Origin of the sequence: Streptomyces sp. ISL-100, assembly GCF_018614615.1 — a bacterium.
GTDB lineage: Bacteria > Actinomycetota > Actinomycetes > Streptomycetales > Streptomycetaceae > Streptomyces.
Map to the genome: position 1 here is coordinate 1 of NZ_JAGGOK010000025.1, position 26716 is coordinate 26716.

Here is a 26716-nt window from a genome sequence, read left to right on the forward strand (position 1 = left end):
CGCGCCGTGGCGTCTCCTCGGACGCCGAACGTTCGGGTACTGCGTTGTTCCTTCGGGCTTGTTGCGTTCGGCGCCCTGCGGGGAGCGCCCCGGCACGTCCCCTCCTGGCACCGTGTTTCGCGTCGCGGGGCTGGGGTCGTCGAGTGCCCCTGTCGGGTGGGCGGGGGCGTCCGTCATGCCCTCTCCTCGGACGGCGCCAGGGCCCACCACGCGGCCAGGCCCAGGATGATTCCGGTGAGGACGGTCGAGGGGCCGCCGATGTCGGCGTAGAGGAAGTCGACCGTCTGCCAGGTTGCGAGGCCTACTGCCGCCAGGCCGCAGTCCGCTGCTGTTGTGGAGGATTTGGTCAGTCTGCGTAGAGCCGCCAGGAGGATCGCCGCCCAGCCGGCCAGGAATGCGGTGAGGCCGATCAGGCCCTGTTCGCTGAGGATCAGGAGATACATGTTGTGCGGGGAGAGCAGGGCTTGTTTGTGGAAGGTCTGGCCCGCTCCCGCGGTGTCGCTGCCTGAGGAGAGAGCGATCGACGCGTGAGCGTCACGGTGGGCGGGGAAGCCCTTGATGCCTACTCCGGTGGCGGGGCGCTCCTGCCACATGCTCACCGCGGCGGTCCACATCGTGTAGCGGTCGGTGACCGAACGGTCGGGCGCTTCGGTCACCTCCGTGATGCTGGTGAGGCGTTTGGAGATCATCTCGGAGCCGATGCCGAAGCCGCCTACGAGGATGACCGAGGCTGCTGTGAGGGTGGTCAGGGCTCGTACTGCCTGGCGCCGGCCCGTGAGGAAGATCATGGCAAAGGCTGCGGCGAGGGTGGCGATCCAGGCTCCTCGGCTGAAGGAGAGCGCCAGGGGGATGGTCAGCGCTGCTGCTGTGGCGATCGCGCAGGGGCGCAGGCATGGGTGAGCGTTCTCGGGTGGGCGCAGTGCGAGGGCCAGGGCCGCCAGGAGGCCGTAGGAGACCACCGTGGCCATTCCCATGACGTCGGTGGCGCCGAAGGTGCCTACTGCTCTGATGTCCTCGCCCATGTACGACGCGCCTGTGTTGGTCGCGTACTGGTAGACCCCTGTGGCTCCTTGGGTTACGGCGAGGGCGATCAGCGCTGTGGTGATGATGCGGAAGTGGTTGGGGGTGCGGAGGAGGAGGACCACCGCTGTGGGGACCAGGACGAAGACCTGGAGGTAGCGGACGAATCCGGTGAGGGCGGCTGTGGGGTCCGTGGCTGTTGCCGTCGCCACGGCGATGGCAACGGCGGGCAGGCCCAGGACCAGCGCGGCGGCGGGGGTCAGTGGGCGTCGGCGTCTGTGCAGCACCTGGGCGAGGGCTGTGAGCACCAGGGCGCAGGAGGCGAGGTCCGCCGGTGTGACGTTCGCGGAGGTGTCTGCTCCTGCGGTTTGGATCGGCGCTGCCAGCAGCAGCACCGTCGCGATCAGGGGCAGGAGGGGCAGTCGGTCGACGCGCAGGTGCGGTAGCGGTGTGGTCCACACGGCCGTCATGCTCAGCTGCCTCCGAGCCGGAACAGGGAAGCGGCGGTGCGCATGAGGATGCACACGTCCTGCCAGAGCGACCAGGTCTCGATGTAGAGGTTGTCGAAGCGGGCGCGGTCCTCGATCGAGGTGTCGCCGCGCAGTCCGTTCACCTGGGCCAGGCCGGTGATGCCCACGGGCATGCGGTGGCGGGCCTGGTAGCCGGGGTAGGCGTGGCTGAATTTCGACACGAAGTACGGGCGTTCCGGGCGGGGGCCCACCAGGCTCATGTCGCCGCGCAGGACGTTCCAGAGCTGGGGAAGTTCGTCCAGAGACGTACGGCGGAGGATGTTGCCCGTGGCGCTCATACGGCGGTCCATGGCCACGCTCCAGCGCGTGGCGGACTCGTGCTCGTCGGCCGGGCTGAGCGTACGGAATTTGAGCAGCGTGAAGGGGCGGCCGTCGCGGCCGATGCGCTCCTGGCGGAAGATGACGCCGGGCCCGTCGGAGAGACGTACGGCCAGGGCGCAGGCCGCCATCACCGGCGCTGCCGCGAGCAGGGCCACCACGGCGACAAAGGCGTCCATCGCTCTCTTGGCCGCGTGTGCCACTGGTCTGTGGAGTCGGGTGTGGAGCGGTTGTACGGCGAAACCCCAGAGGTGGTCGGGGTGGTGCGGCGGGGTATGGCCGTCCACCCGCCAGAGGCGGCAGTCGTGCTCAGTGAGGAGCGCGACGAGCGCTGTCGCGTCGGGGACCTGCTCGGGCGGGTGGGTGAAGACGGCGTGGCGTACGGAGTTCTGGATGACCGCGCGGCTGACGTCCTCAAGGGTGGCGAGGACAGGGAGTGTTTCGGTACGGGTGGCGTCCGTGGGTGAGGCGTCGATTCTGCCGACCGGGCGCAGTCCGTACTCGGGCCGGTCGTGCAGGGCCGCCGTGACCTGCTGGGCCACCGGGTTGTGGCCGACGATCAGTGCCGTCTGCGGGCGGCGGGCCGCCGTCCTTCGGCGGGTCCGGTAGACCAGGGCGCGGGAGGTACAGGTGAGGGTTGTCTGTGTGGCGGTCGCGAGGGCGATCGTTGCATAGGTGACTGTGTGCTCCGGGGCGTACGCGTCGAGGGCCTCTGCTGTGGCGTACCACTGGATCAGGGCGAGGACGAGGAGTGGGGGGAGTTCGGTCAGCGCTGACGGGGACAGACGTGCGCCGTAAAGGCCGCGGTACGTGTGCAGCGCCAGCATGAGTGTCGCGAGCGGGGCGAACACCATGGCCGGCCACGGCATCAGGGCCAGGGTGAGCGCCAACGCGAGGGCATCGGCGGCAAGGAGGCCCGCGACGGGGCCGCGCCGGCGGATGCTCCGTGGGGCGAGGGGTACGGGGCGGCGGCCGGTGGCGGTGCGTGGCGGGTGGACGGATGGAGCCGTGAGCGGTACGGCCGTGGCCTGGGCGGTGTTGGGCGCGAACGCACTCTCCGTCGTCATCGCTCGGTGCCCCTCCTCGTCATGGGTCGGTGCAGGCTGAGAAGTTCCCGATAGAGGCCACAGACAGCTGCGGCGGTATCCCGTACGTCGCGGGTCGACCGGGTGTGGCTTTGCGCCGCACGGCCCAGGGCGTCCCGGAGACCGGGGTTGTTCAGCAGCTGGGTGAGCGCCGCCCCCAGGGCCGCCGGGTCCTCGGGCGGTACGAGGCAGTGGGCTTCGTGGCCGGGCGGCAGGCTCTCTCTGGCTCCGGCGACGTCGGTGAGCACGACCGGCCTGCCGCAGGCCATGGCTTCGAGCGGAGCAAGGGCCATGCCTTCCCAGCGGGACGGGAGGACCACGATGTCGGCCGCGTGGAACCAGGGGCGGGGGTCGCGGATCGCGCCGGCGAAGAGCACGCCCGGGGGCGGGTTCGACATCAGCCGGTCGCGGTCCGGGCCGTCGCCGACCAGGACCAGCGTGGCGCCGGGTACCGCCGGGGCGACCTGTTGCCAGGCCCGCAGCAGAATGTCCTGGCCCTTCTGGCGGCACAGGCGGCCTACGCAGAGCACCAGCGGGGTTCCGGCGGCCATCCCGGTCAGCAGGGGCAGGGCGGCGCGGGCGGGGGCCCGGCTCGCGCCTTCGTCGGGGCGGAAGTGGCGGAGGTCGATGCCGTTGCGGATCACCGACCAGCGGGCGGCGATGCCGGCCTCCTCGCCTGTTTTGCGTTCGGTCTCGCTGACGCACAGGGTCCTTGAGCTCCAACGGGTCCCGTACTGCTCCCATTTGAGGGCGAGTGCCGCCTCGCGGCCCTGAACGGCTTCGAAGGACCAGGCGTGCGGCTGGAACACCGTCGGCACCCGGCCGCGTACGGCAAGCCTGCCCGCGAGCCCGGCCTTGGCGCTGTGGGCGTGCACGACATGAGGGCGGCTCTGGCGGATCAGCCTTGCCGCGGTCATGACTTCGCCGGCCAGGGTGGGACCGGGAGCGCGTACGGCAGGCCAGGTGTGTACGTACGCTCCCGCCTCGGCAGCCTCAGTGGCCAGCGCTCCGCCCGGCGGGCAGGCGACAACGGTTCGAAGGCCCTCGCGCGTCTGCGCTCTGACGAGATCGGTGACAACGCGCGCGACTCCCCCTTCCACCGGTTGAACAAGGTGAAAAACCGTCAGTTGGCTCTGCCCGGCCCAACTTCTTTGCAGCACGTGCGGCTCCTGACCGAGAAAGCAACCGCGGATTTCGGCTGTGAAACAACGCGACAAAAGCAGGAGTGAATTTTGTCAGACAGCCAGTTGGAAAATCACGCTTGGACTCGCCTATTGGGCCGTTTGGAGCCTTTGCGACGGGGCAGTCCTTCGGCGGCATTGACTTGCATGACGGGCCTTCTCCGCTTTTGCGGAAATAACCCATCGGGTGATCGCGCCGCAGAATTACTCTCCGGTAATTCGCTGCTGGCCTCAGGCCCTAGGCGACGTCGCTGAGGCCCACCAGACGCAGCAGCATCAGCAGGTCCTGGCGGGCGCCGCACAGCCGCAGCCGGCAGCCGGCCCTGCGGGCGGTGAGCCGCAGGCGGGCCAGGGCCTCGACGGCGGTGAGATCCGGGTGGGTCAGACCGGTGACGTCACAGATGACCTCGGTGGCCCCGGAGTCGTACAGCAGGTTGTCGAGTTCGTCGCACAGACGAGGGACGTCGGCAGGGTTCACCCGGCCGACGACGACGAGAACGGTCGGCATCGTGGCATCCACATCAGGGAGACCGGGGCCACGGGCGTAACTCATCGGTGGACGACGTGACGAGAAGAGCGGGACCGGTCCCGCTCTTCTCGTTCACGTCCTTACGTGTCAGGCGATACGGCCCAGCACGATCGGGTTCGGGGTGAACTCGGTGCCATCGGGGGCCGTGAGGACCCCGCCGTTCAGTGCTTCGAGGGCGTACTCGAACTTCTCCGGGGTGTCCGTGTGCAGGGTCATCAGGCGCTGGCCCGCGGTGACCTTGTCGCCCGGCTTGGCGTGGAGTTCGATGCCCGCGCCCGCCTGGACCTGGTCCTCCTTGCGCGCGCGGCCGGCGCCGAGGCGCCAGGCGGCGACGCCCACGGCGTACGCGTCGAGGGTGGTGAGGACGCCGGACTCCGAGGCGTGGACCACGTGCTGCTCGCGGGCGACCGGGAGGGCCGCGTCCGGGTCGCCGCCCTGGGCCGCGATCATGCGGCGCCAGACGTCCATCGCGGAGCCGTCGGCGAGTGCCTTGGCCGGGTCGGCGTCCTTCAGGCCGGCCGCGTCGAGCATCTCGCGGGCGAGCGCCAGGGTGAGCTCGACGACGTCGGACGGGCCGCCGCCGGCGAGGACCTCGACCGACTCGCGGACTTCGAGGGCGTTGCCCGCGGTGAGGCCCAGCGGGGTGGCCATGTCGGTGAGCAGGGCCACCGTGCGTACGCCGTGGTCGGTGCCCAGGCCGACCATGGTGGCGGCGAGCTCGCGGGCGTCCTCGATGTTCTTCATGAAGGCCCCGGAGCCGACCTTCACGTCCAGGACGAGCGAGCCCGTACCCTCGGCGATCTTCTTCGACATGATGGAGGAGGCGATCAGGGGGATCGCCTCGACCGTGCCGGTGACGTCCCGGAGTGCGTACAGCTTCTTGTCGGCCGGGGCCAGGCCGTCGCCCGCCGCGCAGATGACCGCGCCGGTGGATTCGAGGACGTTCAGCATCTCCTCGTTGGAGAGCAGCGCGCGCCAGCCGGGGATCGACTCCAGCTTGTCGAGCGTGCCGCCGGTGTGGCCAAGGCCCCGGCCCGAGAGCTGCGGCACGGCCGCGCCGCAGGCGGCGACCAGGGGTGCCAGGGGCAGCGTGATCTTGTCGCCCACACCGCCGGTGGAGTGCTTGTCGGCGGTGGGGCGAGAGAGCTGGGCGAAGTTCATGCGCTCGCCCGAGTTGATCATCGCTGCGGTCCAGCGGGCGATCTCAACACGGTTCATGCCGTTGAGCAGGATCGCCATCGCGAGCGCTGACATCTGCTCGTCGGCGACCTCACCGCGCGTGTAGGCGTCGATGACCCAGTCGATCTGCTCGGGGCTCAGTTCGCCCTTGTCGCGCTTGGTCCGGATGACGGAGATGACGTCCATGGGGTTATCGGGTTCCTTCCGGGGTGCCGGGCGCCAGGCGCTGGGGGCCGAAGGCGTCGGGGAGCATGTCGGCGAGCGTGCGGATGCCGGCCGATGTGTCGAGCAGAAGCGTGGGGCCCCCGAATTCGTACAGCAGCTGGCGGCAGCGGCCGCACGGCATCAGGTTCTCGCCCCGGCCGTCGACGCAGGTGAAGTGCGTCAGGCGGCCGCCACCGGTCGCGTTGAGCTGCGAGACGAGGCCGCATTCGGCGCAGAGGGAGAGGCCGTACGAGGCGTTCTCCACGTTGCAGCCGGTGACGATGCGGCCGGTGTCGACGAAGGCCGCGGCGCCGACCGGGAAGCCCGAATACGGGGCGTACGCACGGGACATGGCCTCGCGCGCCGCCTCCCGCAGGGCTTCCCAGTCGGCTGGAACCGCGGCGTCCGTCATTTGCCCTGGCCCTTCCGGTACGGCATGCCGTTCGCCTTGGGCATGCGCAGCCGCTGCGCGGAGAGCGCCAGGACGAGCAGCGTAGTGATGTACGGCGCGGCGTCCACGAACTGGCTCGGGACCTCGTCGGTGAGCGCGTACCAGGCGAAGAGGAGCACGGCGGCCACGGCGGAGATCGCCGCGGGCAGGTACTTCTTCTTGTACACCTGCCAGAACACGACGAGCAGCAGCAGGATCGCCAGCAGGAGCAGCATCGCGTGGACGTTCTCGGCGCCGCCGCGCAGCTTGAGGCTGTCGGTGAAGCCGAAGAGGCCCGCGCCGAGCGCCATTCCGCCCGGCATCCAGTTGCCGAAGATCATCGCGGCGAGACCGATGTAGCCGCGGCCGCCGGTCTGGCCCTCCTGGTAGATGCCGGTCGCGACGATGGCGAGGAAGGCGCCCGCGAGGCCGGCCAGGCCGCCGGAGACGACGACGGCGATGTACTTGTACTTGTAGACGTTCACGCCGAGGGACTCCGCGGCCATCGGGTTCTCACCGCAGGAGCGCAACCGCAGGCCGAACGCCGTACGCCACAGGATCCAGATGGTCGCCGGGATCAGGAGCAGCGCGAAGATGGTCAGCAGGGAGAGGTTCGTGAGCAGACCGCCGAGGACGCCGGCGACGTCCGAGATGAAGAACCAGTGTTTGCCCTGGATGTCCTGTAGCCAGTCGGACAGCCCTGGGATGGTGACCTTGGTGATCTCGTCGATGCGCGGGGACTGCTTGGAGGAGCCGCCCTCGACCTTGTCGAAGGTGAAGTTCGAGAGATAGCGGGTGGCGCCCACGGCCAGGATGTTGATGGCCACACCGGAGACGATGTGGTTCACGCCGAAGGTGACCGTGATGATCGCGTGCAGCAGACCGCCGATCGCGCCGCCGAGGATGCCGAAGGCGACACCCGTCCACGGGCCCCACTGGTAGCCGGCGTACGCGCCGAACCAGGTTCCCAGGATCATCATGCCTTCGAGGCCGATGTTGACGACGCCCGCGCGCTCGGCCCACAGGCCGCCGAGACCGGCGAGGCCGATCGGGATGGCGAGCTGGAGCGCGCCGGAGACCTGGCCGACCGAGGTCAGGTCGTCGGCGCCACTGATGATGCGGACCAGCGAGACCAGGGCGAGACCGCCCGCGATGATCAGCAGGACGACGGGTACGGACAGTTTGCGGCGGGCGCTCTTCTTCGGCGCCGCGCTCACGGCGGAGACAGTGCTGGTACTCATTACGCCGCCACCTCCTCACGGTTCTTGCGGGCGGCTGCGGCGAGCTCCTCGCCCACCTTCTGCTGCTGGCGGCGGAGCCCGTAGCGGCGGACGAGTTCGTAACTGACGACGACCGCGATCACGATCAGGCCCTGCATGATCGTGGCGATCTCCTTCTCGTAGCCGTACTGGTCGAGCGCGGCGGACGCCTTGTCCAGGAACGCGATCAGCAGTGCGCTGAAGAAGATGCCGACCGGGTTGTTGCGGCCGAGCAGGGCGATGGTGATGCCCGTGAAGCCGATTCCGGTCGGGAAGCTGAGGCTGTACGTGTGGGTGTCGCCCAGCAGCGTCGGCATACCGGCGAGACCGGCGACGCCGCCCGAGATCAGCATCGCGGTGAGGATCATCTTCTTGGCGTCGACACCGGAGGCCGCCGCGGCGCTCTCGCTGGCGCCGGTGGCGCGCAGGTCGAAGCCGAAGCGGGTGCGGTTGAGGATGAACCAGTAGACGACGCCGAGTGCGAAGGCGACGAACGTGAAGCCGTAGATCTCGCCGCCGTCACCCATGCTGACGCTCGGGAACCAGCCGGACTCCGCGATCTCACCCGTGGTGAGGTCGTTGGAACCCGGGAGCTGCACACCGAAGTTGTCGGTGAGGATGAGCCAGGCGATGAGGCTGGTGGCGATCGCGTTGAGCATGATCGTGGAGACGACCTCGCTCACCCCGCGCAGCGTCTTGAGCACACCCGCGATACCGGCCCAGAAGGCACCGGTCAGCATCGCGACGATCACGATCAACGCGATGTGCAGCGGACCCGGCAGCTCGACGGCGGCCCCGGCCAGGGCCGCCATCATCGCGGCGAGCCGGTACTGGCCGTCGACGCCGATGTTGAACAGGTTCATCCGGAAGCCGATGGCTACGGCGAGCGCCGCCAGGTAGTACGTGCCGGCCTGGTTCAGGATGAGCACCTGGATGTCGGCGTACTGCGCGCTCTCGACCATCAGCGTGTACGGCTCGAACGGGTCGCGGCCCGAGGCGAGCAGCACCACCGAGGTGAGCGCGATGGCGACGACCAGCGCGAGCACTGGGCCGGCGAGGCCCAGAATCAGCCGGTCCTTGTCGAATTTCTTCATCAGGCCTCGTCCTCCGGGGCGTGCTCCAGATGACCGCTGGCGGCGCCGGTCATGGCCGAGCCCAGCTCCTCCGGGGTGATGGTGGCCGGGTCGGCGTCCGCGACCAGGCGGCCGCGGTACATGACCCGCAGGGTGTCGGAGAGCCCGATGAGCTCGTCCAGGTCGGCGGAGATCAGCAGTACGGCCAGTCCCTCGCGGCGTGCCTCGCGGATCTGGTCCCAGATCTGCGCCTGCGCGCCGACGTCCACGCCGCGCGTGGGGTGCGCGGCGATGAGCAGCTTGGGGGCGTGGCTCATCTCGCGGCCGACGATCAGCTTCTGCTGGTTGCCGCCGGACAGGGAGGCCGCGGTGACCTCGATACCGGGCGTACGGACGTCGTACTCGCGCACGATCCGCTCGGTGTCGGTGCGGGCCGCCTTCAGGTCGAGCAGCCCGCGCTTGGAGTTGGGCTCCTCGGTGACGTGGCCGAGGATGCGGTTCTCCCACAGCGGTGCTTCGAGCAGCAGGCCGTGCCGGTGGCGGTCCTCGGGGATGTAGCCGATGCCGCGCTCGCGGCGCTTGCGGGTGGGCGCGCGCGAGATGTCGGTGTCGTCGAGGGTGATGACACCGCCGTCGGGGGTGCGCAGACCCATGATCGTCTCGACGAGCTCCGCCTGGCCGTTGCCCTCGACACCCGCGATGCCGAGGACTTCGCCCTTGTGGATGGTGAAGTCGATCCCGGCCAGCACCTCGCGTACGGCGCCGTCGGGGTCGATGGCGTTCAGGTGGAGGTCCTGGATGCGGAGCATCGGTACGTCGGTGACCGTCGACTCGCGGGTCTCGGGCGACGGGAGCTCACTGCCGACCATCAGCTCGGCGAGCTGCTTGGTGGTGGTGTTCGCCGGGTCGGCGGTGCCCACGGTGGTGCCGCGCCTGATGACGGTGATGTCGTCGGCGACCGACAGGACCTCGCCCAGCTTGTGCGAGATGAAGATGACCGTCAGGCCCTCGGACTTGAGCTCGCGGAGGTTGGCGAAGAGCGCGTCGACCTCCTGCGGGACCAGCACGGCGGTCGGCTCGTCGAGGATGAGGATGCGGGCGCCGCGGTAGAGGACCTTGAGGATCTCCACGCGCTGGCGGTCGGCCACGCCCAGGTTCTCGACCAGGGCGTCGGGGCGCACGTTCAGTCCGTACGCCTCCGAGATCTCCTTGATCTTGTTGCGGGCCTTGTTGCCGATGCCGTACAGCTTCTCGCCGCCGAGAACGACGTTCTCCAGGACGGTGAGGTTGTCGGCGAGCATGAAGTGCTGGTGCACCATGCCGATGCCGCGTGCGATGGCGTCGGCGGGGCTGTGGAAGGTGGCCTGCTCCCCGTCGATGGTGATGGTGCCCTCGTCCGGCTTCTGCATGCCGTAGAGGATCTTCATCAGGGTCGACTTTCCGGCACCGTTCTCACCGACGAGGGCGTGCACGGTGCCCTTGCGGATGGTGATGTCGATGTCGTGGTTGGCGACGACGCCGGGGAAGCGCTTGGTGATGCCGTGCAGTTCTACGGCGGGGGGCGGGCTGGACGCGTTGATGACGCACTCTCCTTGGCGGAAAGGAGCGGGAGGCAGGGAGGCTGGGGGCGCGGCGAAACTATCGTGCTGCGAGAGTGTCTACGCGCGTAGCACTGCCGAATATCAAAAAGACAGGGTTATACGGGGGCTATTTCGGATGCGGCCCGGGGGGCCGGAGAGGCGATGGAAACCGCCTCCCGGTCCCCCGGGTCTCGCGTCGTCGTGGCCGGCCGGCCTTACGGCGCGGTCTTGACCTTGATCTTGCCGGCGATGATGTCGGCCTTCGCCTTGTCCACGGCGGCGATGAGGTCCGTCATCTTCTTGTACTCCGGGTTGGAGTCGGACAGGCCGACGCCGCCCTCTTCGAGGCCGTAACGGATCTCACCGGACTGCGGCTTGCCGTCCTTGACCGACTTGATCAGGTTGTAGACCGCGTCGGAGACGTCCTTGGTGACCGAGGTCAGGATCTTGTCCTTGTACTTCGCCAGACCGGCCTGGGTGTACTGGTCCGAGTCGACGCCGATGGCCCACTTGCCCTTGGTGGCGGCCGCCTCGATGGAGCCGGAGCCCGCGAGGCCCGCGGCGTGGTAGATCACGTCGGCGCCCTTGTCGAGCTGGCCCTGGGCGGCGGCCTTGCCGAGGTCGGGCTTGGAGAAGCCGTCGAAGTTCGGCGGCTGCGTCAGGTACTGCTTGAGCACCTGGACCTTGGGGTCGGTGTCCTTGACGCCCTGGGCGAAGCCCGCCTCGAACTTCTTGATCAGCGGGACCTCGACACCACCGATGAAGCCGACCTTGTCGGTCTTGGTGGCCTTGGCGGCGGCGACGCCGGCGAGGTACGAACCCTGCTCCTCGTTGAAGACCATGTTCGCGATGTTCTTACCGGTCACCGAGGTGTCGTCGATGATGCCGAAGGTGATCTTCGGGAACTTCGGCGCGACCTTCTTGATGGCCGGGGCGTAGGCGAAGCCGACACCGATGACCGGGTTGTTCCCGGTACGGGCCAGCTCGGTGAGGCGCTGGACCTTGTCGGCGTCCGACTCGCCCTCGGAGGGCTCCTGGTCGTTGCCCTTGATGTCCAGGTCCTTCTCGGCCTTCGACAGACCGGCGTAGGCCGCGTCGTTGAAGGACTGGTCACCACGGCCGCCGATGTCGTACGCGATGGCGGCGCTGGGGTCCTTCGAGTCGGAGCCGGAGTCCGACGTCTTGCCACACGCGGTGGCGGAAAACGCGAGGGCTGTGGACGCGATGGCCACAGTGGCAATCCTGGTTACGCGGCGCAAGGGAGGGCTCCTTCGACCTGACCGAAGCGCCTCTTCCGGCGCTGGTTTCGCGGCGATCGTAACGCGCGTAGATGCCGGATAAGCGACCGTACGACAGCTGTTATCGGATCGTCGTGAACGGAAGGCGCTGTGGCTGATTACGAACGGTGTCCGTCAAGCAGCACGGCGGCGGTGAAGAGTTCGACTCCGGCCTCGATCGCGGCCTCATCCACGTCGAAATCACCACGATGCAGGTCACGCCGGGCCGTGTCACCCGGAGTGCGTACGCCGAGACGGGCCATCGCGCCGGGAACCTGCTCCAGGTACCAGGAGAAGTCCTCGCCGCCCAGGCTCTGCTCGGTGTCCTCGATTGCGTGCAATCCGCGCCTGGCGGTCATGGCGGCGACGAGCAGCTCGGTGACGTCGTGCTCGTTCACGACCGGCGGGACGCCGCGCACGTAGTTGATCACCGACTTGGCGCCGTGCAGGCTCGCGACCTCGTCGACGGCGGCATGGACCAGGTCCGGCGCCTCGTGCCAGGCCTGGAGGTCCAGGCAGCGGACGGTGCCGGCGAGGACGGCGCGCTGCGGGATGACGTTGCAGGCGTGGCCGGACTCGATGCGGCCCCAGGTCACCGCGAGGCCCGCGCGCGCGTCGACGCGACGGGCGATCAGCGCCGGGGCATCGGTGGCGACCCTGGCGACAGCCGTGACCAGGTCGGTGGTGAGGTGCGGGCGGGCGGTGTGGCCGCCGGGCCCGTCCAGCGTGATCTCGATCCGGTCGCAGGCCGAGGTGATCGGGCCCGTACGCAGACCGATGCGGCCCGCGTCGACCTTGGGGTCGCAGTGCACCGCGATGATCCTGCCGATGCCGTCGAGCCCACCGGCTTCGATCACACCGAGCGCGCCGCCGGGCATCATTTCCTCGGCCGGCTGGAAGATCAGCCGTACCGGATGCGTCAGCACGCCCTGGCGGTCCAGCTCGGCGAGGACCAGGCCGGTGCCGAGCACCACCGTGGTGTGTACGTCGTGGCCGCACGCGTGCGCGCGGTCCGGGACGGTGGAGCGGTACGGAATGTCCGTCTTGGTGTCCGGGATGGGGAGAGCGTCGATGTCGGCGCGCAGGGCCAGCATCGGGCGCACGCCGTCCCAGCCGGCCGCGCCGGTGCCGATGTCGCAGATGAGTCCAGTGCCGGAGGGCAGCACGCGCGGCGTGAGGCCTGCCTGCTCGAGGCGGGCCTTGATCGCGGCGGTGGTGCGGAATTCCTGGTTGCCGAGCTCCGGGTGCATGTGCAGGTCGCGACGGAAGGCGATCAGCTCACGGCGCAGGCTCTCGTGCAGCGTGCCGGGGAGCTGGGGCGGCGCCACCGGCAGTGCTGCTTCTTCGGACTCGCAGATCAGCTGGCTCATCCCTGAAAGAGTAGGCGTCTTATGGGGGTAACTAACCAGCGATCAACGAAATTTCAGCCGCATAGGGGAAAAGAAACGGGTTCCAAGGCGCATAACCGTCCCTCGGGGCGGGTAAGCTGCGCCGCCCCTCGCCCCCGTGCCGGCCTGGCGTTTTGCCCTCCAGCGGGTCCGTTCCGGGGCGCGCTCGGGCGCTGCCCGGGCGTGGGATTCGCGTGGGCAAGGTCACATACGTGACTAAGTAGACATTTGGCCCAGCGCGGGCAGGCGCTGGACGTCGCGCGCCGTGGTCGTGACGCCCGACAGGAAGCCCTGGGCGCGCGGCGAAGCCGTTTCCCGCAGCCACAGCGGGTTCACGTCGCAGACGGCGACCCGTACGCCCGTGCCCGCGAGGGCGAGGGGAAGGGTGTGTACGACGGTTGACGGGAAGCTGAGGATCAAGCGGCCGATCGGGCCGCGCCGGGCGATCAGCTCCAGCGGCAGGTCGGGGCGGACGATCTCCAGGCCCGTCTCGACGGCGAGGCGGTGCAGCTTGTCCGCGCTCTCGCGGCGGTGGGCGAAGTAGCGGGTGGCCCCGTGCGCGCGGGCCAGTGCGGTGACCGCCTCGACGTACCGGTCCGGGTCGACGACGCCGGTCTCGACCAGCGACGTACCGACGAGGTCGGCGCCGCGCGAGATGCGGGGCGGGCCGAAGCGGGCGCGCGTCCAGCCGAAGTCGTTGGCGGTGACGGTGATCCCCGGGGCCTCCCCCAGGGGCATCGCGGTAAAGACCTCTACGGTGCGGGTGCGGGTGCGGGTGCGAGTGGGCGTGCTCGACGGCGTGAGGCGGCGGCGCGCGATCGCCGAAACCGGCCCGAAGACCAGGTCGCGCGGCCCCCGGCGGCCCCCGCGCCGGTGCCAGCGCTCCAGGCGCTCGCCGCCGGTGAGCTGGGCGACGAACTCCATGGTGGCCGTGCCGTCGTCGACGACGACCAGGTCACGGGCGCTCGTGATCGTCAGCAGCAGCTGTACGTACCGCGAGAACGGGTCGCCGATCACTACGCGGCGCGCCCGGCGCAGGGCGGACGCCAGCCCGCCGATGGTCTGGAACGGCGCCCCCGCCCCGCCCCGGGCCTCCTCCCACCGCACCCGCATGCCTTCGTGGCGCGCGAGCTCCGCCATGCGCCGCAGCTGGCCGCGGGTCATGGGGTCGGTGGGTGACAGGACGACGACCGTGAGGTCGTTCGTCTTTGGATCAGCCTTCGCGTGGGCCCACTCCAGAACGTTCAGGAGCTGGACCGGGCTCTCCACGAAGGCGAGCGTCTCGGAGGCCTCGGTGGCGGGGGCGGCGGGGGTGCCGTTCACGGCGACTACGACCGTTCGTCCGTCGGGTCTGTCCGTCAGACCGCGACGGGCTCGCGGTCCGCGCCCTCGGCGACGACGCCCGCGACCCGGCGCAGCTTCTTCATCGGGCCGAGCTCGGACTCGTACACCTTCTTGACGCCGTCACCGAGCGAGGCCTCGATGGTGCGGATGTCACGGACCAGGCGGGTCAGGCCGCCCGGCTCGACGGAGGCGGCCTGGTCGGAGCCCCACATGGCGCGGTCGAGGGTGATGTGGCGCTCGACGAACGCGGCGCCGAGGGCGACGGCGGCCAGCGTCGTCTGGAGGCCGGTCTCGTGGCCGCTGTAGCCGATCGGGACGTTGGGGTACTCGGCCTGGAGCGTGTTGATCACGCGGAGGTTGAGCTCCTCGGCCTTGGCCGGGTACGTCGAAGTGGCGTGGCAGAGCAGGATGTTGCTGCTGCCCAGCACCTCCACGGCGTGGCGGATCTGCTGCGGCGTCGACATGCCGGTGGAGAGGATGACCGTGCGGCCGGTGGCACGCAGCGAGCGCAGCAGCTCGTCGTCCGTGAGGGACGCGGAGGCGACCTTGTGGGCCGGTACGTCGAACTTCTCCAGGAAGGCGACGGCCTCGGTGTCCCACGGGGAGGCGAACCAGTCGATGCCGCGCTTCTTGCAGTACTCGTCGATGGCGCGGTACTCGTCCTCGCCGAACTCGACGCGGTGGCGGTAGTCGATGTACGTCATCCGGCCCCACGGGGTGTCGCGCTCGATGTCCCACTGGTCGCGCGGCGTGCAGATCTCCGGGGTGCGCTTCTGGAACTTGACCGCGTCGCAGCCGGCGTCGGCGGCGGCGTCGATGAGCGCGAAGGCGTTCTCGATGTCGCCGTTGTGGTTGATGCCGATCTCGCCGGTGACGTAGACGGGGTGGCCGGGGCCCGCGGTCTTGGAACCGAGGGTGCGCAGACGGGAGTTGGTGCTCATGTGGTTCTTTTCCTTAGGGGGGAGGGGAGTTACGGGGTGGGGGTAAGGGAAGGGCCGGTAAGGGAGGGGCCGAGGATCCAGGCGGCGATCTCGCGGATCGCTCCGTCGCCGCCGGGGATGGTCGTGACGGCGCGGGCGGCGCCGCGGACCGTGTCGTGGGCGTTGGCGACCGCCACCGGCCAGCCCACGAGGGCCAGGCAGGAGAGGTCGTTGACGTCGTTGCCGGCGTAGAGCACCCGCTCGGGCGAGACGCCCTGCTCCTCGCACCACTGCTTGAGGGCGAGGTCCTTGCGGTCGATGCCGTGGAGCACGGGGATGCGCAGCTTGCGGGCCCGTGCGGCGACGACCGCGTTCTGTTCCGTGGACAGGATCAGCAGCTTGAGCCCCGCGTTGCGCAGGGCCGCGATGCCGAGCCCGTCGCCGCGGTGCACGGCGACGAGTTCGCGTCCTTCGGAGTCGATCAGCACCCGGTCGTCGGTCTGGGTACCGTCGAAGTCGATGACGACGGCGTCGATGTCGTCGCGGGTCGGAAGGTCGGTGGCCCGAAAATCCAGCAGCGGCGCGAGGGCGCGGGCGCGGGCCAGGTCGTGCGGGTCGTCGATCTCCAGGACACGGGCCGGGTCCGTGACGACGAGCGCGGTCCGCCCGAAGAAGCGGTGCCCGGCCTTCCGGAACCCGGCGGCGTCCATGGCGTACGCCGCCCCGGTCTCCAGGAAGTCCTGCGGCCGGTCCTGACGGCGGGGCCGGAAGCTCTTGTCGTGGTTGACACCAGCGGCTGTGTCCTCGGCGTCCCCTTCCCGCCACACGAAGCCGTGGAAGGGGGCCACCGTGTGGGCCGTGTCGGCGCCGTCCTCGACAACCGCCGCGCAGACGCCGTCGACGTCCTCGCTCGTCAGGAACGGGCTTGTGCACTGCACCAGCAGCACCACGTCCACCACCGCGCCGTGCAGCGCCTCGTGTGCGTCCAGGGCGTGCAGTACGGCCGCCTCGCTGGTCGCCGTGTCCCCCGCGATGTCCGCCGGGCGCAGCGCCACCTCGGCTCCCGCGGCGCGCGCCGCCGCCGCGATGGCGGGGTCGTCCGTGGAGACCACGACATCCGTGACCCGGCCGGCGCCCAGGCACGCCCGTACGGCGCGCGCCACCAGCGGCACGCCCCCGACCGGGGCGAGGTTCTTCGCCGGTACGCCCTTGGATCCGCCTCGGGCGGGGATCACGGCCAGTACGCGGCGTACGGGCTCGGTGTCGGTGTGGGTCTGCGGCCGGCTGCTCATAGTTCTCCCATGCGGCGGATTACGGGCGCCACGCGCTGCACGCCGTGGCGGTACGCCCCGCGTGCCGCCTCCCGTACGGCGTCGCGCAGGACGCGGCGTACGCCGGTGACGTCGGCGGTGGTCTGCGTGCCGTCGAGGCGGTGGCGGGCGAGGATGCCGGGGAGGTAGCCCGGCGCGGTGGCGGAGGTGTAGTAGGGGGCGATCGGCGGCAGGCCGGGGCGCTCCAGGAGTGCGGTGACCCGTTTGCGTACGGCGTCGAAGGCCGTCTCGTACGAGCCGTCCGCGGCCACGCCCTGCCTCGCCAGCCACTCCTCGTCCGCCCGCGGCCGGTGACCGGCGTCCAGCTGCTCCCAGGAGGCGAGGCACCCGGAGCCGAGGAAGTGGTGGTTGCCGAGGACCTCGCGCACGCCCAGGTCGGTGAGGACGGCGGTCGGGATGCGGCGGTGCAGGGACTCCAGGGCGGCGGTCGAGCTGACCGTGACGAGGAGGTCTGTGCGGTCCAGGACCTCGCCCATGTGCCCGTAGACGAGGCGGAAGTTGGGGGGCGGGCCGCCGTCGATACGGGCGGCCAGCTTCTGGTAGGGCAGTTCCTCGATGTGGGTGGTGTGCTCGCCCGGCTTGCTGCGGAGCTTGAGCAGCACCTCGCGGCCGGGGTGCACCCGGGCGTGCTGGACGAGGCGGCGCAGCAGGTACGAGCGGTCTGCGCGGGACTGCGGCACGGAGGGCTGGGCGGCGAAGACGACGGTGCGCGTGTCCGTCCCCGTGTAGCTGTCGCCGCCCAGGAACGGCAGCGCGGCCTCCGTAACCGCCGACGCGTCCGCGCCCACTCCCTCGTACACCGCGCGGAAACGTTCCGCGTCGTGCCGGGAGTTCGCGATGACGATGTCCGCGCCGTGGCGCAGCAGCAGCCCGTCGGCGAGCTTCTCGTAAACGACACCGACGTAACCGGTGCCGATGACGGGCCGGCGGTCGGTGTCCGGCCACAGCGGCGCGAGGCCGTGCAGCATCGCCTGTACGGCTCCCCCGACGAGAGCGAGCAGCACGACGTCATACGCCTCGTGCTCGATCTCGCCGATGAATTCCGCGGCGGTCACCTCGCGCACACCGTCGACCGGCACGCCGACCTCGGCGAGCTGGCGCGGTGTGGGGGTGGCCCGGCCGCGCAGCAGGAATCCGCCGATTTCGGCTTCCGGCGCGATACGGCGGGCGGTGAGGGCGCCCCATTTCCATCGCGTATCGGAATCGGCGATCACGGCGATCCGCAGGGCTTTGCTGGTACTTGCTGGCACATCGACGAAACTAGGGAGGCATTCCGATTGACGGCCCAACTCAGCCGCAACAAACGGTTAACAGCACATCGACGATCGGCGTCGGAGCCCGGAAAGCAGACGGGTTAACTATTCCGCCATTCTTCGTTCACCCGCCATCTCTCCGGCGGTCGCAACGAATGCCGCACTGCGCCCTAGCGTCACGCAGGTGGTCAAGCTCTCTGTCGTCGTGCCGTTCTTCAACGTGCAGACATACGCCCCAGACACCCTTCGAAGCCTCCGCGCGAACGCCCGCGAGGACTTCGAATTCATCCTCGTCGACGACTGTTCGACCGACGGAACGCCGGAGATCCTCCAGCGCGCCGAGCGCGAGCTCCCGGGGGCGGTCCTGGTCAGACACGAGACCAACGGCGGCCTGGCCACCGCCCGCAACACCGGACTCGACGCGGCGAGCGGCGAGTACCTGACGTTCCTGGACGGCGACGACTGGCTGGCCCCCGGCCACTACGCGCGCCTCCTGGCCACCATGGAGGAGCTGGGCTGCGACTTCGTCCGTACGGACCACGTGCAGTGCACCGGACGTACGCGTGCGGTCCACCGCGTCCCGCACGGCAAGCGCGGCGTCGTCATGTCACCGCGCGAGGCGATCCTGCCCGCCACCCGCTCCACCTCCGTCGACTACCCGTTCGCCTGGGCCGGCATGTACCACCGCAGGCTCGCGGACCGGGGGCTGCTGCACTTCACCGACGGCCTGCGCACAGCGGAGGACCGGCCGTGGATCTGGCGGCTGCACCGGGAGGCCGAGAGCTTCGCGGCGGTCGGCGCGCTCGGGGTCTTCTACCGGCGGGGTGTCGCGTCCTCGCTGACGCAGATCGGCGACGTACGTCAGCTCGATTTCATCCGGGCCTTCGATCAGGTCATCGAGGAAACGGCGAAGGATCCGGACGCGGACCGGCTTCTGCCGAAAGCGGTGCGTACGTACTGCGCCATCATTTCCCACCACTTGGGAAGTATTGAAAGGTTCGAACCGGCCGTGGCACGGAAATTGCGGACGATGAGTACGGCGGCCCTCAAGCGGATGCCGCAGGATTTCCTCAAGGACGCGCTGGATTCGATGGACATGGAGCGTTCGGGGCGGCTGCGCCGGCTGCGCCGCCGTCCCGTGGCCCCCGGCACGACCGCCGCGCCGGAGGTCGCTGCCTGATGCCCACGACTCAGATCTTCTTCGCCTCCACGCTGTACGGCGCCGCGACGCTCGCCGCCGCGATCGACAGCGACTGCTTCTCGCCGGCCGGCCGGCGGCTGCTCCTCGTCAGCAACAACACCACGACACCCGAGACGACGCCCGCCCTCGACGAGATGCCGGGCTTCGAGCGGCTGCGCGGCCGCTTCGACCGCGTGCTGTCCTGGAACGAGACCATCGCCCCCTTCCATCCCGGCGCCTGGTCGCCGCGCGTGGACGACATCCCGCTGTGGGAACGCCACTTGCGGCTGCTGTGGGGTCTGGGCGACGACACGGTGGAGCTGTTCGTCGAGTCCATCCAGGTCAACCCGGCGCTGGCACTCGCCCAGCTGTTCACGGACGCGCCGGTCGAGGTGTACGCCGACGGGCTGATGAGCTACGGCCCGACCCGCAACAAGATCGACCCGCTGATCGGCACGCGCGTACGCCGCCTCCTCCACCTGGACCTCGTGCCCGGCCTGACCCCGCTACTGCTGGGGGAATTCGACGTACCGCCGGAGCTCGTACCGACGGAGGCGTTCCTGAAGGTCCTTACGGAACTGTCCGACGGGGAGGAGGCGTTGGCGGTCCCCGCCGACTCGGCTCTCCTTCTCGGCCAGTACCTGTCCGCGCTGTCGATCCTCACCGCCGAGGAGGAGGAGAACCTCCACGTCACGATGTTGCGCGGGGCGGTCGAGCGGGGCCACCGGCAGATCGTCTTCAAGCCGCACCCCACGGCGCCGGTCCGCTGGTCACGCATGCTGGAGCGCGAGGCGCGGACGCTGGGGGTCGAACTCACCGTCCTGGACAGCCCGGTGCTGGCCGAGGTGCTGTATCAGCGGTTCCGGCCGGCGCTGGTGGTCGGGTGCTTCTCGACGGCGTTGCTGACGGCGAGCACGTTCTATGAGATCCCGGTGGCCCGCACCGGCACGGACGTTCTGCTGGAACGCCTCTCGCCGTACCAGAACAGCAACCGCGTCCCCGTCACGATCGTCGACGCGCTGGTCCCCGACCTGGCGGAGGACCGCACACGGACGCAGCCGGCCGACCTGGTGGGCCTCCTCCTGGCGGTCGGCTTCGCGATGCAGCCGCAGATCCGGGCCGACCTGCGGCCGGCGGCCGAGCGCTTTCTTTCCCGGCACCTGGACGGCCACACCTGGCGCTACTTCAAGCGCCGCCGCCTGACGACGCTCGCGCTGCCGGGCGCGATCCCGAAGCAGTTCGCGTTCATTCCGCGCAGTGCGGGGCTGCGGCGGGTGGTGCGCAGGGCGCGGTCCTTGAAGCGGGCGGCGCTCAAGCGGGCCGCACTGGGATGAGCACTGCCGAGGCCGTGCCGGCCGGGCCGCCGCGCATGCCGGACGGCGCGCGCGACGCCAGGCCGGCGACGTACGACAACAAACCCCCGCATCGCACCGAGCCGGCGCGCCACGCACGGCTCGGCGCACTGGACGGACTGCGGCTGGCCGCCGCCCTGATGGTCGCCGCGTACCACTACGGCGGCCGGGACGGTGACATCACCACGGCTTGGGGCTCCTCGCCCAAGGTCCAGTTCCCCACCGCCCACGAGTGGTTCGCCTACGGCTCGCTCGGGGTGCAGATCTTCTTCGTCATCAGCGGCTTCGTGATCTGTATGAGCGGCTGGGGCCGGCCGCTGCGCTCGTTCTTCGCGTCCCGCGTCTCGCGGCTCTTCCCAGCCTACTGGGCAGCCATAGTGCTGGTGACGGCGGTCTTCGCGCTGCCCTGGGTCGCGTACGAGGCGGTCTCGCCCAGCGATGCGCTGGTCAACCTCAGCATGCTGCAGCAGCCGGTCGGCGCCGACCGGGTGCTCGGCGTGTGCTGGACGCTCTGGGCGGAGCTGCGCTTCTACGCGCTGTTCGCTCTGTTCGTCGTGCTCCCGGGCGCCGGCAGACAGCGCGTTGTGCTCTTCTGCGCGGTGTGGACACTGGCCGCCGTCCTCGCGGACGCCGCGAACGAGCCGCTGCTCGACGTCGTCCTGATGCCCGAGTACGCGCCCTTCTTCATCGGCGGCGTAGGCCTCTATCTGCTGCACCGCGACCGCCGGGACGCCACCGCCTGGGGCATCGTCGCGCTGAGCTGGCTGCTCGGCCAGCACTACGCGGTGGCGCAGCTTTGGCACACGGACAGCCCGCACTTCTTCTCGTACCGCTCGGCGTCGCTGATTATCGCGGTGGTCACGGCCGGCTTCGTACTCGTCGGCGCGATAGCGCTGGGGTACTTCAGGTGGGCGAACTGGCGCTGGCTGACCGTGGCCGGCGCCTTGACGTATCCGTTCTATCTCGTGCACGAGCACCTGGGCTGGGTCGCGGTCGACGTGTTGCACCAGCGCCTGGGCCTGCCCTCGTACGCGACCTTCGGCCTGACGGTCGCCGGGATGCTGCTGCTGGCCCGGCTGCTGAACCGTTGCGTCGAAAAGCCGCTCACCCCGCTGCTGCGCAGATCGCTCGGCGCCAGGCGCTAGAGGGGAAAGCAGGAGAAGGGTGGGGCACCCCATGCACGGGGTGCCCCACCCTTCTGCCGTCATCAGCGAGCCGGGCGCCCCAGGATCACCCTCAGATCGGCGGCGTTCGCCTCGGTCACCTTCCACAGCTCCTGCTGCCGGCCGTGCACGTCGGCCACGGCTGCCGCATGGTCGTCGAGCAGGCCCAGCGCGCGCTCGGTGAGCACCGCGCCGAGGTTCTTGTCGTGTACGGAGATGCCCCACTCGGGCCGGTCGACGTCGGACAGGAAGTACGCCATCTTCGGGTGCGAGATGAGGCTGATGATCGGCGTACCGCAGCCGAACGGGATCATCCCGGCGTGGCCGCGCATCCCGATGACCAGCTTGGTGCGGGCGTACGTGTCCCTGATCGCGTCGTTGTCGAAGTCGTACATCGGGACGACCGGCAGCGAGACCCCGTGCTCGCGCCGCAGGTCGAAGGCGATCTCCTCGTCGTCGAGCGAGTGCGCCACGCACTTCACCTCGGCGTGGGCGCCGAGCGCCCGTACCGCCTTCGCCATCTCGGCGAGGAAGTGGCCGTAGTCGTGGCCGAAGCGCAGCCCCGCCCTGTCGTACGCCGCGTTGACCAGGACGGTGTTCTCGCGGTGGAGGGGGTCGGTCCAGCCGTCGACGAGCTGGCGGGTGACGGTGGTGGGGCAGGGCTGGAAGCGCACCTTGTCGTGCAGCTCGGCGGGGAGAAGCGCCCGTACCTTGTCGATCGAGCCGTGGTTGCGGAGGCCGAAGAACGAGGCGCGCTCGACGAGGGCGCGCAGGGCGGTGTTGAAGCGGCCGGCGCGGTAGGACTGACCGTCAAAGGCGTTGAAGCCGACGGCGTACACCATGACGGGTACGTCGATGCGGTTCAGCAGCGCGTCGGGGACGTTCCACTGCCAGGCGCTGTTGCCGTTGGGCGCGGTGTCGGGGATGAACAGCCCGCCGCCGCCGATGACCAGGCCGCGCCGGGCGTTGACGCGCTCCAGGGCGGCCTCGTCGAAGAGGCGGTGAGCGTGGACGGAGTGCCATTTCCGCGGCCCGGGGTCGGCGTCGAATGCGAGCCGCACGCTTTCGGGCAGCAGCTTGTCACCGGCGTTGCCCTGCTGCTCCATGTAGAAGGCGACGTGCGCCAACTGCTCACCGGGCACGCCGGCTTCTGGAGCCTGCGGATGCTGTGTACGGCGCTGCATGAGCCGGTTGGCCCGGTGGGTCGGATCGACGCGCAGCCCGTCGAGCGCGTGCTGCTGCGCCGCCTCGTCGTCGCCGTGGATCCAGGCGATCTGAGCCAGCCGGCCGAAGGCGGTGGCGGCCCGGTTCGGGGCGGCGGTGGCCAGCAGCAGCTGCGCCCGGGCCTCGTCGTAACGCGACACACTCATCAGCGCGTGGCCCAGCACCTCGTGCGGCCAGGCCGAGTCGAGCGGGATGCGTACGCGCCCGAGCAGATCCACCGCTTCCTGGTACTCGCCCGCCGCGATGTGAGCGGCGGCGACCTTGCGGGCGCTTTCGACATCGCCGGTGCGCTCGACGTGCGGGGTGCCGAAGTGGACGAGCAGGTCGTGGTGCATGCCCTTGCCCTGCGCCAGGTACGCGGCGTAGAACTGCGCGTCGGACAGCTCGAACTCACGCCAGCGGTCCTCGGCCTTGCCGTACCCCGCCTCGCCGCCCTGCCAGGGCTTGTGGCGCCCGGTGAAGTGCAGAATCGCCGTGTCGTCGGGCACCGGGAGGTCGCCGGACAGCCGCCGCTTGACGAAGTTGTAGCGGGCGTCGAGCTGGACGAAGTCCCCGTCGAGTACGGCGTTGAGGATGCCCTGGTCGTGCTTGTCGAGCTCGTAGTCCCCGCTGCGTCCTGTCGCGTCGATGCGAGAGCAGAATTCATCGCTCAGGTACTCGCGCTGGATGACGAGCAGCCCGCTGTTGAGCTTGTGCTGCCCGTAGAAGAACTGCGGTACGGCGGCCAGCCCTTCCCGCAGCCTCAGCAGCTCGCCCAAATCCCCCAGCACCACCATGTCGGTGTCGAGGGTGATCACAGTGTCGTAGTCGCGAATGCGGAAGACGTCGAGGATGAAGTAGGCCTTGCGGACCAGATAGTTGTCCTGGTCGCCCTTGGCGTACGAGTCGTAGCGCGCCGCATCGACGCGGCGCAGCTCGATGCGCGGGTGCAGGGCCCGTATCCGGGCGACGGACGACGGCTTCAGATCGTCGTGCAGGACGATGAAGTCCTCGCACAGCCCGGGATTCGACAGGGCGAGGCTGCGCAGCAGCACAAGAAAGCCGGGCAGGTAGTTCTCGTCGACGAAGCTGGCGAAGGCGATGCGGCGCTTGCCGGTGAGCGCGTTGGCGCCAGGGCTGGTGGATGTCATCGCAGGGAGATCCTCATGTCGCTGACGCTCTGGGCGCGTTCCATGACCCACGCCTTTTCGCTGGTGTATTCGTGCACGGAGGTGATGGGCATCCGCATCGCCTCCTGAAGGCGGTAGGCGCCGCTCTCGTAGAAGTCGAAGCCGATGAGGTCGAGCGTCGGGCTGACGTCCAGGAAGTCGAGCAGCCACAGCATGTTGAAGCCGCTGGTGGGGATGGAGGACCACACGTCCGATCCCACCTTGCCGACATTGCGCAGCGGCCAGCGCAGCGACTCGTCGCCGAGGTACTTCTGGGCTCCGGGCACGAGCCGGTTGCGCAGCGAGTGCTTCCAGTCGCCGGAGACGCCACCGAAGACGAGCCGCGTCGTGACCGGCCGCTCCCAGTTGAAGCCGTGCTTGTGGATGGTGGCGTGGATGTCGGTGCGGCTGCCGGTCGCCGCCGCGTCGATCTTGTACGAGTTGAAGCGGACGACGAGGTCGTACGCGTCGATCTCACTCCCCAGCGAGCTGCGCCCCACCCGCTGGGAGTTGGCTATAAGACAGATCGACTTGCCGGCGATCTGATTCCGGAACTCCCCCAGGGCGATCCACTCCACCCCGCCGAACGCCGGGTCGGCGACGGGCCCCCTCATGCGATTCCTGCGCTGCTCGGCGTAGAGCGTAATGACCTCGCGCAGCCCTGCCGCTTCGCCCCCATTGATGCCGATCCGCAGTTCGAGATACTGGCCGACAGCCTCCTGGAGATCCTGAACAGGGCTCCCGCTCCGCTCCATGGCGAGCAGCGCACCGACGAGCCGCGCCTCGCCCTGCGACCACTCGCCACGCGCGTGCAGCGCGAGCCCTTCGGCCCAGACATCGGTGGCGGGCCCGGCGGAGTACTCCCTCGCCTCGGGGCACTCGCGCTCCAGCAGCCGCAGCAGCTCGTCCTGCCGCTGCCCACCGGCCCGCATGCCGGCGATCTTGGGTGCGACGCCGAAGCCGTCGTCGTCCGTCAGCGCGAGGTATCGCTCGTACGCCTCGATGGTGGCGGCCTCGTCCCCGATGGCCTCCAGCGTCCGGGCGCGCAGCCGCCAGCCGGCCCGCGATTTTGCCCGCCGGGTCAGCACGGTGTCGCTGATGAGCAGCGCCAGCCTCAGCTCGTCGTCGTACCCGCACTCCAGAGCCTTATTGCCAACAGCAAGCAGCGCGTCGAGCAGCTCACCGCTCAGCGCGTCGGCGGGACCACCCGCGCCCTTGGCGGCACGCCGGATCAGGGCGGTGGCGCCGGAGGCGGCGGTTACGAGCGCCGGTTCCTGGGCCATTGCCTGCGCGGCGAGCAACTGCCGCAGCTTCTCGGCAAGTTCCGTACGCCGGCGATCCAGCCCGGCGACAAGCTTGCCGCTGTGCACGGCGCAGGCGCGCAGGCACTCGTCGAGCCCGGTCGGCTTGATCCCAGCAGATGACTCATGAGGTGACTGGCCGTCCGGCGCGCCGGTGGGGTTCTCCCCGTCGCGCGGTCTCGGCCATCGGTTGCGGGCCTTCGTCATGATGCTCCAAGGTCTTTCCGCCCCGCTGACAGGTGGCGGGTCCGCGTCACCTTAGGAACCCAGCACGACCCCGGGGTGAACTCCCCTCGTCGGCCCGGAAAACGCCAGGCCCCTACTCCCGCCCTGTTACCCGTACGTCAGAACCAGGGCCGCTCGCCGTGCGCCGGCAGGGGCCGCAGGGTCGGCCAGCGGGTCAGAAGGCGGGTGGCCAGGGTGTCGCTCAGGCGGCCGAGCAGGTGCAGGTGGTCGTGGGTGCGGGTTACGTCGGCCACCGCGCTCAGCCGGTGGAGCAGGCGTTCGCGGGCGGAGACGTAACCCCAGTCGAAGTCCTCCGCGGGGATGCGGGCGAAGTGGTCGGCGGTCTCGCGTTCGGCGCGCTGGACGAGGGCGTCGCCGCGGATCAGCCAGCCTGCGCAGGCGTCGGCGAGGTCGCCGGGGACGTCCGTGCCGGTGAGAGCAAGCCAGGTGGACCGGTAGATGTCCTCGACCTCCGTGAGCGGGGTGCCGGTCACCGACATGGCGCACCAGCAGGTCGGGAAGCCGATGCGGAAGTACGCCAGTTCGACGAGGCCGTTGCCCAGTGATGCCTGCTCGAAGTCGATGAAGCGGAGGCCGTCGGCGGTGCGCAGGTCGTTGCCGGGGCAGGGGTCTCCGTGGAGGAGGGCGTGGTGGGAGGTCGGGTCCAGGCGGTCGATCAGGTCCGCGAGGTCGTTCGGGAGGCCTGGTGGGACGGTTACGTCGAGGGCCTTCGCCAGGGCGAGGAAGGAGTCGGCGTCGGCCGCGGTCGGCCCCGACCAGGCGGGGAGCGTGCCGCTGTCGGCCGGGCCGGTGAGCGCGTGGAGCCGGGCCAGGGACTCGGCGTACCCGGGCATCCAGTCGTCGACGGCTCCCTGATCGTCCAGGTACTCCAGGACCATCACGCGGGCCGCCGGATCGACCGCGAGCAGTTCGGGGGCGACGGCCGGCCGGCCCGCCCGCGCTGCGAGCCGCAGGGCGGCGACCTCGCGGGCGTACCGCGCGTCCTCGTCGGACCCCACTCCGCCTCCGTCGGCGATCTGCTTGACGATCACCCGGTCGCCCCCGCGCAGACCGACCCGCCACACGCGGGAGCGCGGACTGCTCTCCAGAAGAGTGGCTTCGGCGGGCGTACCGACCACGGAACGCAACTCTTCACTCAGCGGCACCTGGATCGACATGACGCCCAGCGTAGAGGGCGCGCCGCACAACACCGTTGACCTCA

21 protein-coding genes are annotated in these 26716 nt (G+C 69.9%); 3 read left to right on the top strand and 18 right to left on the bottom strand.

Annotation, left to right across the window (positions count from 1 at the left end; all coding sequences use genetic code 11):
• Positions 1-173: 173 nt before the first annotated feature.
• The 15 genes from J7E89_RS11015 to J7E89_RS11085 form a co-directional block, all read right to left on the bottom strand.
• Positions 174-1490 carry an O-antigen ligase gene (locus tag J7E89_RS11015; protein WP_214972025.1) on the bottom strand — a complete coding sequence of 439 codons (1317 nt, stop codon included), beginning with the start codon at positions 1488-1490 and terminating at the stop codon, positions 174-176.
• Positions 1491-1492: 2 nt separating this feature from the next.
• Complete coding sequence (locus J7E89_RS11020) at positions 1493-2935, bottom strand: exopolysaccharide biosynthesis polyprenyl glycosylphosphotransferase (RefSeq protein ID WP_214972035.1); 1443 nt, start codon at positions 2933-2935, stop codon at positions 1493-1495.
• Complete coding sequence (locus J7E89_RS11025; RefSeq protein WP_214972038.1) at positions 2932-4113, bottom strand: glycosyltransferase; 1182 nt, start codon at positions 4111-4113, stop codon at positions 2932-2934. Before J7E89_RS11025 ends, J7E89_RS11020 begins: the two co-directional genes overlap by 4 nt.
• Positions 4114-4372: 259 nt before the next feature.
• Positions 4373-4642 carry an STAS domain-containing protein gene (locus J7E89_RS11030; RefSeq protein ID WP_251060387.1) on the bottom strand — a complete coding sequence of 90 codons (270 nt, stop codon included), beginning with the start codon at positions 4640-4642 and terminating at the stop codon, positions 4373-4375.
• A gap of 108 nt (positions 4643-4750) precedes the next feature.
• On the bottom strand, positions 4751-6028 hold the full coding sequence (locus tag J7E89_RS11035; protein ID WP_214972048.1) for a thymidine phosphorylase: 1278 nt from the start codon (positions 6026-6028) through the stop codon (positions 4751-4753).
• 4 nt (positions 6029-6032) lie between these two features.
• Entirely contained in the window at positions 6033-6458 is a 426-nt protein-coding gene (locus tag J7E89_RS11040; protein WP_214972051.1) for a cytidine deaminase, read from the bottom strand.
• On the bottom strand, positions 6455-7717 hold the full coding sequence (locus J7E89_RS11045; protein WP_214972053.1) for an ABC transporter permease: 1263 nt from the start codon (positions 7715-7717) through the stop codon (positions 6455-6457). The genes J7E89_RS11040 and J7E89_RS11045 overlap by 4 nt, the downstream gene beginning before the upstream one ends.
• Positions 7717-8829 (bottom strand): ABC transporter permease, encoded by a 1113-nt coding sequence (locus J7E89_RS11050; protein WP_214972055.1) that lies wholly within the window; start codon positions 8827-8829, stop codon positions 7717-7719. The genes J7E89_RS11045 and J7E89_RS11050 overlap by 1 nt, the downstream gene beginning before the upstream one ends.
• The gene (locus tag J7E89_RS11055) at positions 8829-10355 is read right to left on the bottom strand and encodes an ABC transporter ATP-binding protein (RefSeq protein WP_214972364.1); all 1527 of its coding nucleotides are present in this window, start codon (positions 10353-10355) and stop codon (positions 8829-8831) included. The genes J7E89_RS11050 and J7E89_RS11055 overlap by 1 nt, the downstream gene beginning before the upstream one ends.
• Positions 10356-10603: 248 nt before the next feature.
• A complete protein-coding gene (locus J7E89_RS11060; RefSeq protein ID WP_214972058.1) occupies positions 10604-11647 on the bottom strand; it encodes a BMP family protein in 1044 nt (347 codons plus the stop codon).
• Between the two features lie 137 nt (positions 11648-11784).
• Positions 11785-13035, bottom strand: a complete 1251-nt coding sequence (locus J7E89_RS11065; RefSeq protein ID WP_214972061.1) for an amidohydrolase — start codon at positions 13033-13035, stop codon at positions 11785-11787.
• A 234-nt stretch (positions 13036-13269) separates the two neighbouring features.
• Positions 13270-14376 (bottom strand): hypothetical protein, encoded by a 1107-nt coding sequence (locus J7E89_RS11070; RefSeq protein WP_214972064.1) that lies wholly within the window; start codon positions 14374-14376, stop codon positions 13270-13272.
• Positions 14377-14411: 35 nt separating this feature from the next.
• Positions 14412-15338: an N-acetylneuraminate synthase family protein gene (locus J7E89_RS11075; RefSeq protein ID WP_214972066.1), complete on the bottom strand. Its 927-nt coding sequence runs from the start codon at positions 15336-15338 to the stop codon at positions 14412-14414.
• 29 nt (positions 15339-15367) lie between these two features.
• On the bottom strand, positions 15368-16609 hold the full coding sequence (locus J7E89_RS11080) for an acylneuraminate cytidylyltransferase (RefSeq protein ID WP_214972070.1): 1242 nt from the start codon (positions 16607-16609) through the stop codon (positions 15368-15370).
• Positions 16606-17898, bottom strand: a complete 1293-nt coding sequence (locus J7E89_RS11085; RefSeq protein ID WP_214972073.1) for a DUF6716 putative glycosyltransferase — start codon at positions 17896-17898, stop codon at positions 16606-16608. Before J7E89_RS11085 ends, J7E89_RS11080 begins: the two co-directional genes overlap by 4 nt.
• A 187-nt stretch (positions 17899-18085) precedes the next feature.
• Between J7E89_RS11085 and J7E89_RS11090 the strand changes: the two genes are divergently transcribed.
• The 3 genes from J7E89_RS11090 to J7E89_RS11100 are packed head-to-tail and all read left to right on the top strand — an operon-like array spanning position 18086 to position 21578.
• A complete protein-coding gene (locus tag J7E89_RS11090) occupies positions 18086-19081 on the top strand; it encodes a glycosyltransferase family 2 protein (RefSeq protein WP_214972076.1) in 996 nt (331 codons plus the stop codon).
• Entirely contained in the window at positions 19081-20415 is a 1335-nt protein-coding gene (locus J7E89_RS11095; protein ID WP_214972078.1) for an alpha-2,8-polysialyltransferase family protein, read from the top strand. Before J7E89_RS11090 ends, J7E89_RS11095 begins: the two co-directional genes overlap by 1 nt.
• Entirely contained in the window at positions 20412-21578 is a 1167-nt protein-coding gene (locus J7E89_RS11100; RefSeq protein WP_251060389.1) for an acyltransferase, read from the top strand. Before J7E89_RS11095 ends, J7E89_RS11100 begins: the two co-directional genes overlap by 4 nt.
• A gap of 62 nt (positions 21579-21640) precedes the next feature.
• Here J7E89_RS11100 and J7E89_RS11105 read toward each other — a convergent pair whose 3' ends face one another.
• From J7E89_RS11105 to J7E89_RS11115, 3 genes are all read right to left on the bottom strand, one after another.
• Entirely contained in the window at positions 21641-23950 is a 2310-nt protein-coding gene (locus J7E89_RS11105) for a glycosyltransferase (protein ID WP_214972081.1), read from the bottom strand.
• On the bottom strand, positions 23947-25476 hold the full coding sequence (locus J7E89_RS11110) for a glycosyltransferase family 29 protein (RefSeq protein ID WP_214972083.1): 1530 nt from the start codon (positions 25474-25476) through the stop codon (positions 23947-23949). The genes J7E89_RS11105 and J7E89_RS11110 overlap by 4 nt, the downstream gene beginning before the upstream one ends.
• A gap of 137 nt (positions 25477-25613) precedes the next feature.
• Positions 25614-26672 carry a phosphotransferase gene (locus J7E89_RS11115; RefSeq protein WP_214972086.1) on the bottom strand — a complete coding sequence of 353 codons (1059 nt, stop codon included), beginning with the start codon at positions 26670-26672 and terminating at the stop codon, positions 25614-25616.
• Positions 26673-26716: the final 44 nt, after the last annotated feature.

Bases quoted from the DNA above. Each gene is read 5' to 3' on its own strand.
- J7E89_RS11050 (WP_214972055.1), bottom strand. From the start codon at position 8,829: ATGAAGAAATTCGACAAGGACCGGCTGATTCTGGGCCTCGCCGGCCCA.
- J7E89_RS11115 (WP_214972086.1), bottom strand. From the start codon at position 26,672: ATGTCGATCCAGGTGCCGCTGAGTGAAGAGTTGCGTTCCGTGGTCGGT.
- J7E89_RS11110 (WP_214972083.1), bottom strand. From the start codon at position 25,476: ATGACGAAGGCCCGCAACCGATGGCCGAGACCGCGCGACGGGGAGAAC.
- J7E89_RS11100 (WP_251060389.1), top strand. From the start codon at position 20,412: ATGAGCACTGCCGAGGCCGTGCCGGCCGGGCCGCCGCGCATGCCGGAC.
- J7E89_RS11105 (WP_214972081.1), bottom strand. From the start codon at position 23,950: ATGACATCCACCAGCCCTGGCGCCAACGCGCTCACCGGCAAGCGCCGC.
- J7E89_RS11040 (WP_214972051.1), bottom strand. From the start codon at position 6,458: ATGACGGACGCCGCGGTTCCAGCCGACTGGGAAGCCCTGCGGGAGGCG.
- J7E89_RS11075 (WP_214972066.1), bottom strand. From the start codon at position 15,338: ATGAGCACCAACTCCCGTCTGCGCACCCTCGGTTCCAAGACCGCGGGC.
- J7E89_RS11020 (WP_214972035.1), bottom strand. From the start codon at position 2,935: ATGACGACGGAGAGTGCGTTCGCGCCCAACACCGCCCAGGCCACGGCC.
- J7E89_RS11035 (WP_214972048.1), bottom strand. From the start codon at position 6,028: ATGGACGTCATCTCCGTCATCCGGACCAAGCGCGACAAGGGCGAACTG.
- J7E89_RS11030 (WP_251060387.1), bottom strand. From the start codon at position 4,642: ATGCCGACCGTTCTCGTCGTCGTCGGCCGGGTGAACCCTGCCGACGTC.
- J7E89_RS11065 (WP_214972061.1), bottom strand. From the start codon at position 13,035: ATGAGCCAGCTGATCTGCGAGTCCGAAGAAGCAGCACTGCCGGTGGCG.
- J7E89_RS11015 (WP_214972025.1), bottom strand. From the start codon at position 1,490: ATGACGGCCGTGTGGACCACACCGCTACCGCACCTGCGCGTCGACCGA.
- J7E89_RS11080 (WP_214972070.1), bottom strand. From the start codon at position 16,609: ATGAGCAGCCGGCCGCAGACCCACACCGACACCGAGCCCGTACGCCGC.
- J7E89_RS11095 (WP_214972078.1), top strand. From the start codon at position 19,081: ATGCCCACGACTCAGATCTTCTTCGCCTCCACGCTGTACGGCGCCGCG.
- J7E89_RS11045 (WP_214972053.1), bottom strand. From the start codon at position 7,717: ATGAGTACCAGCACTGTCTCCGCCGTGAGCGCGGCGCCGAAGAAGAGC.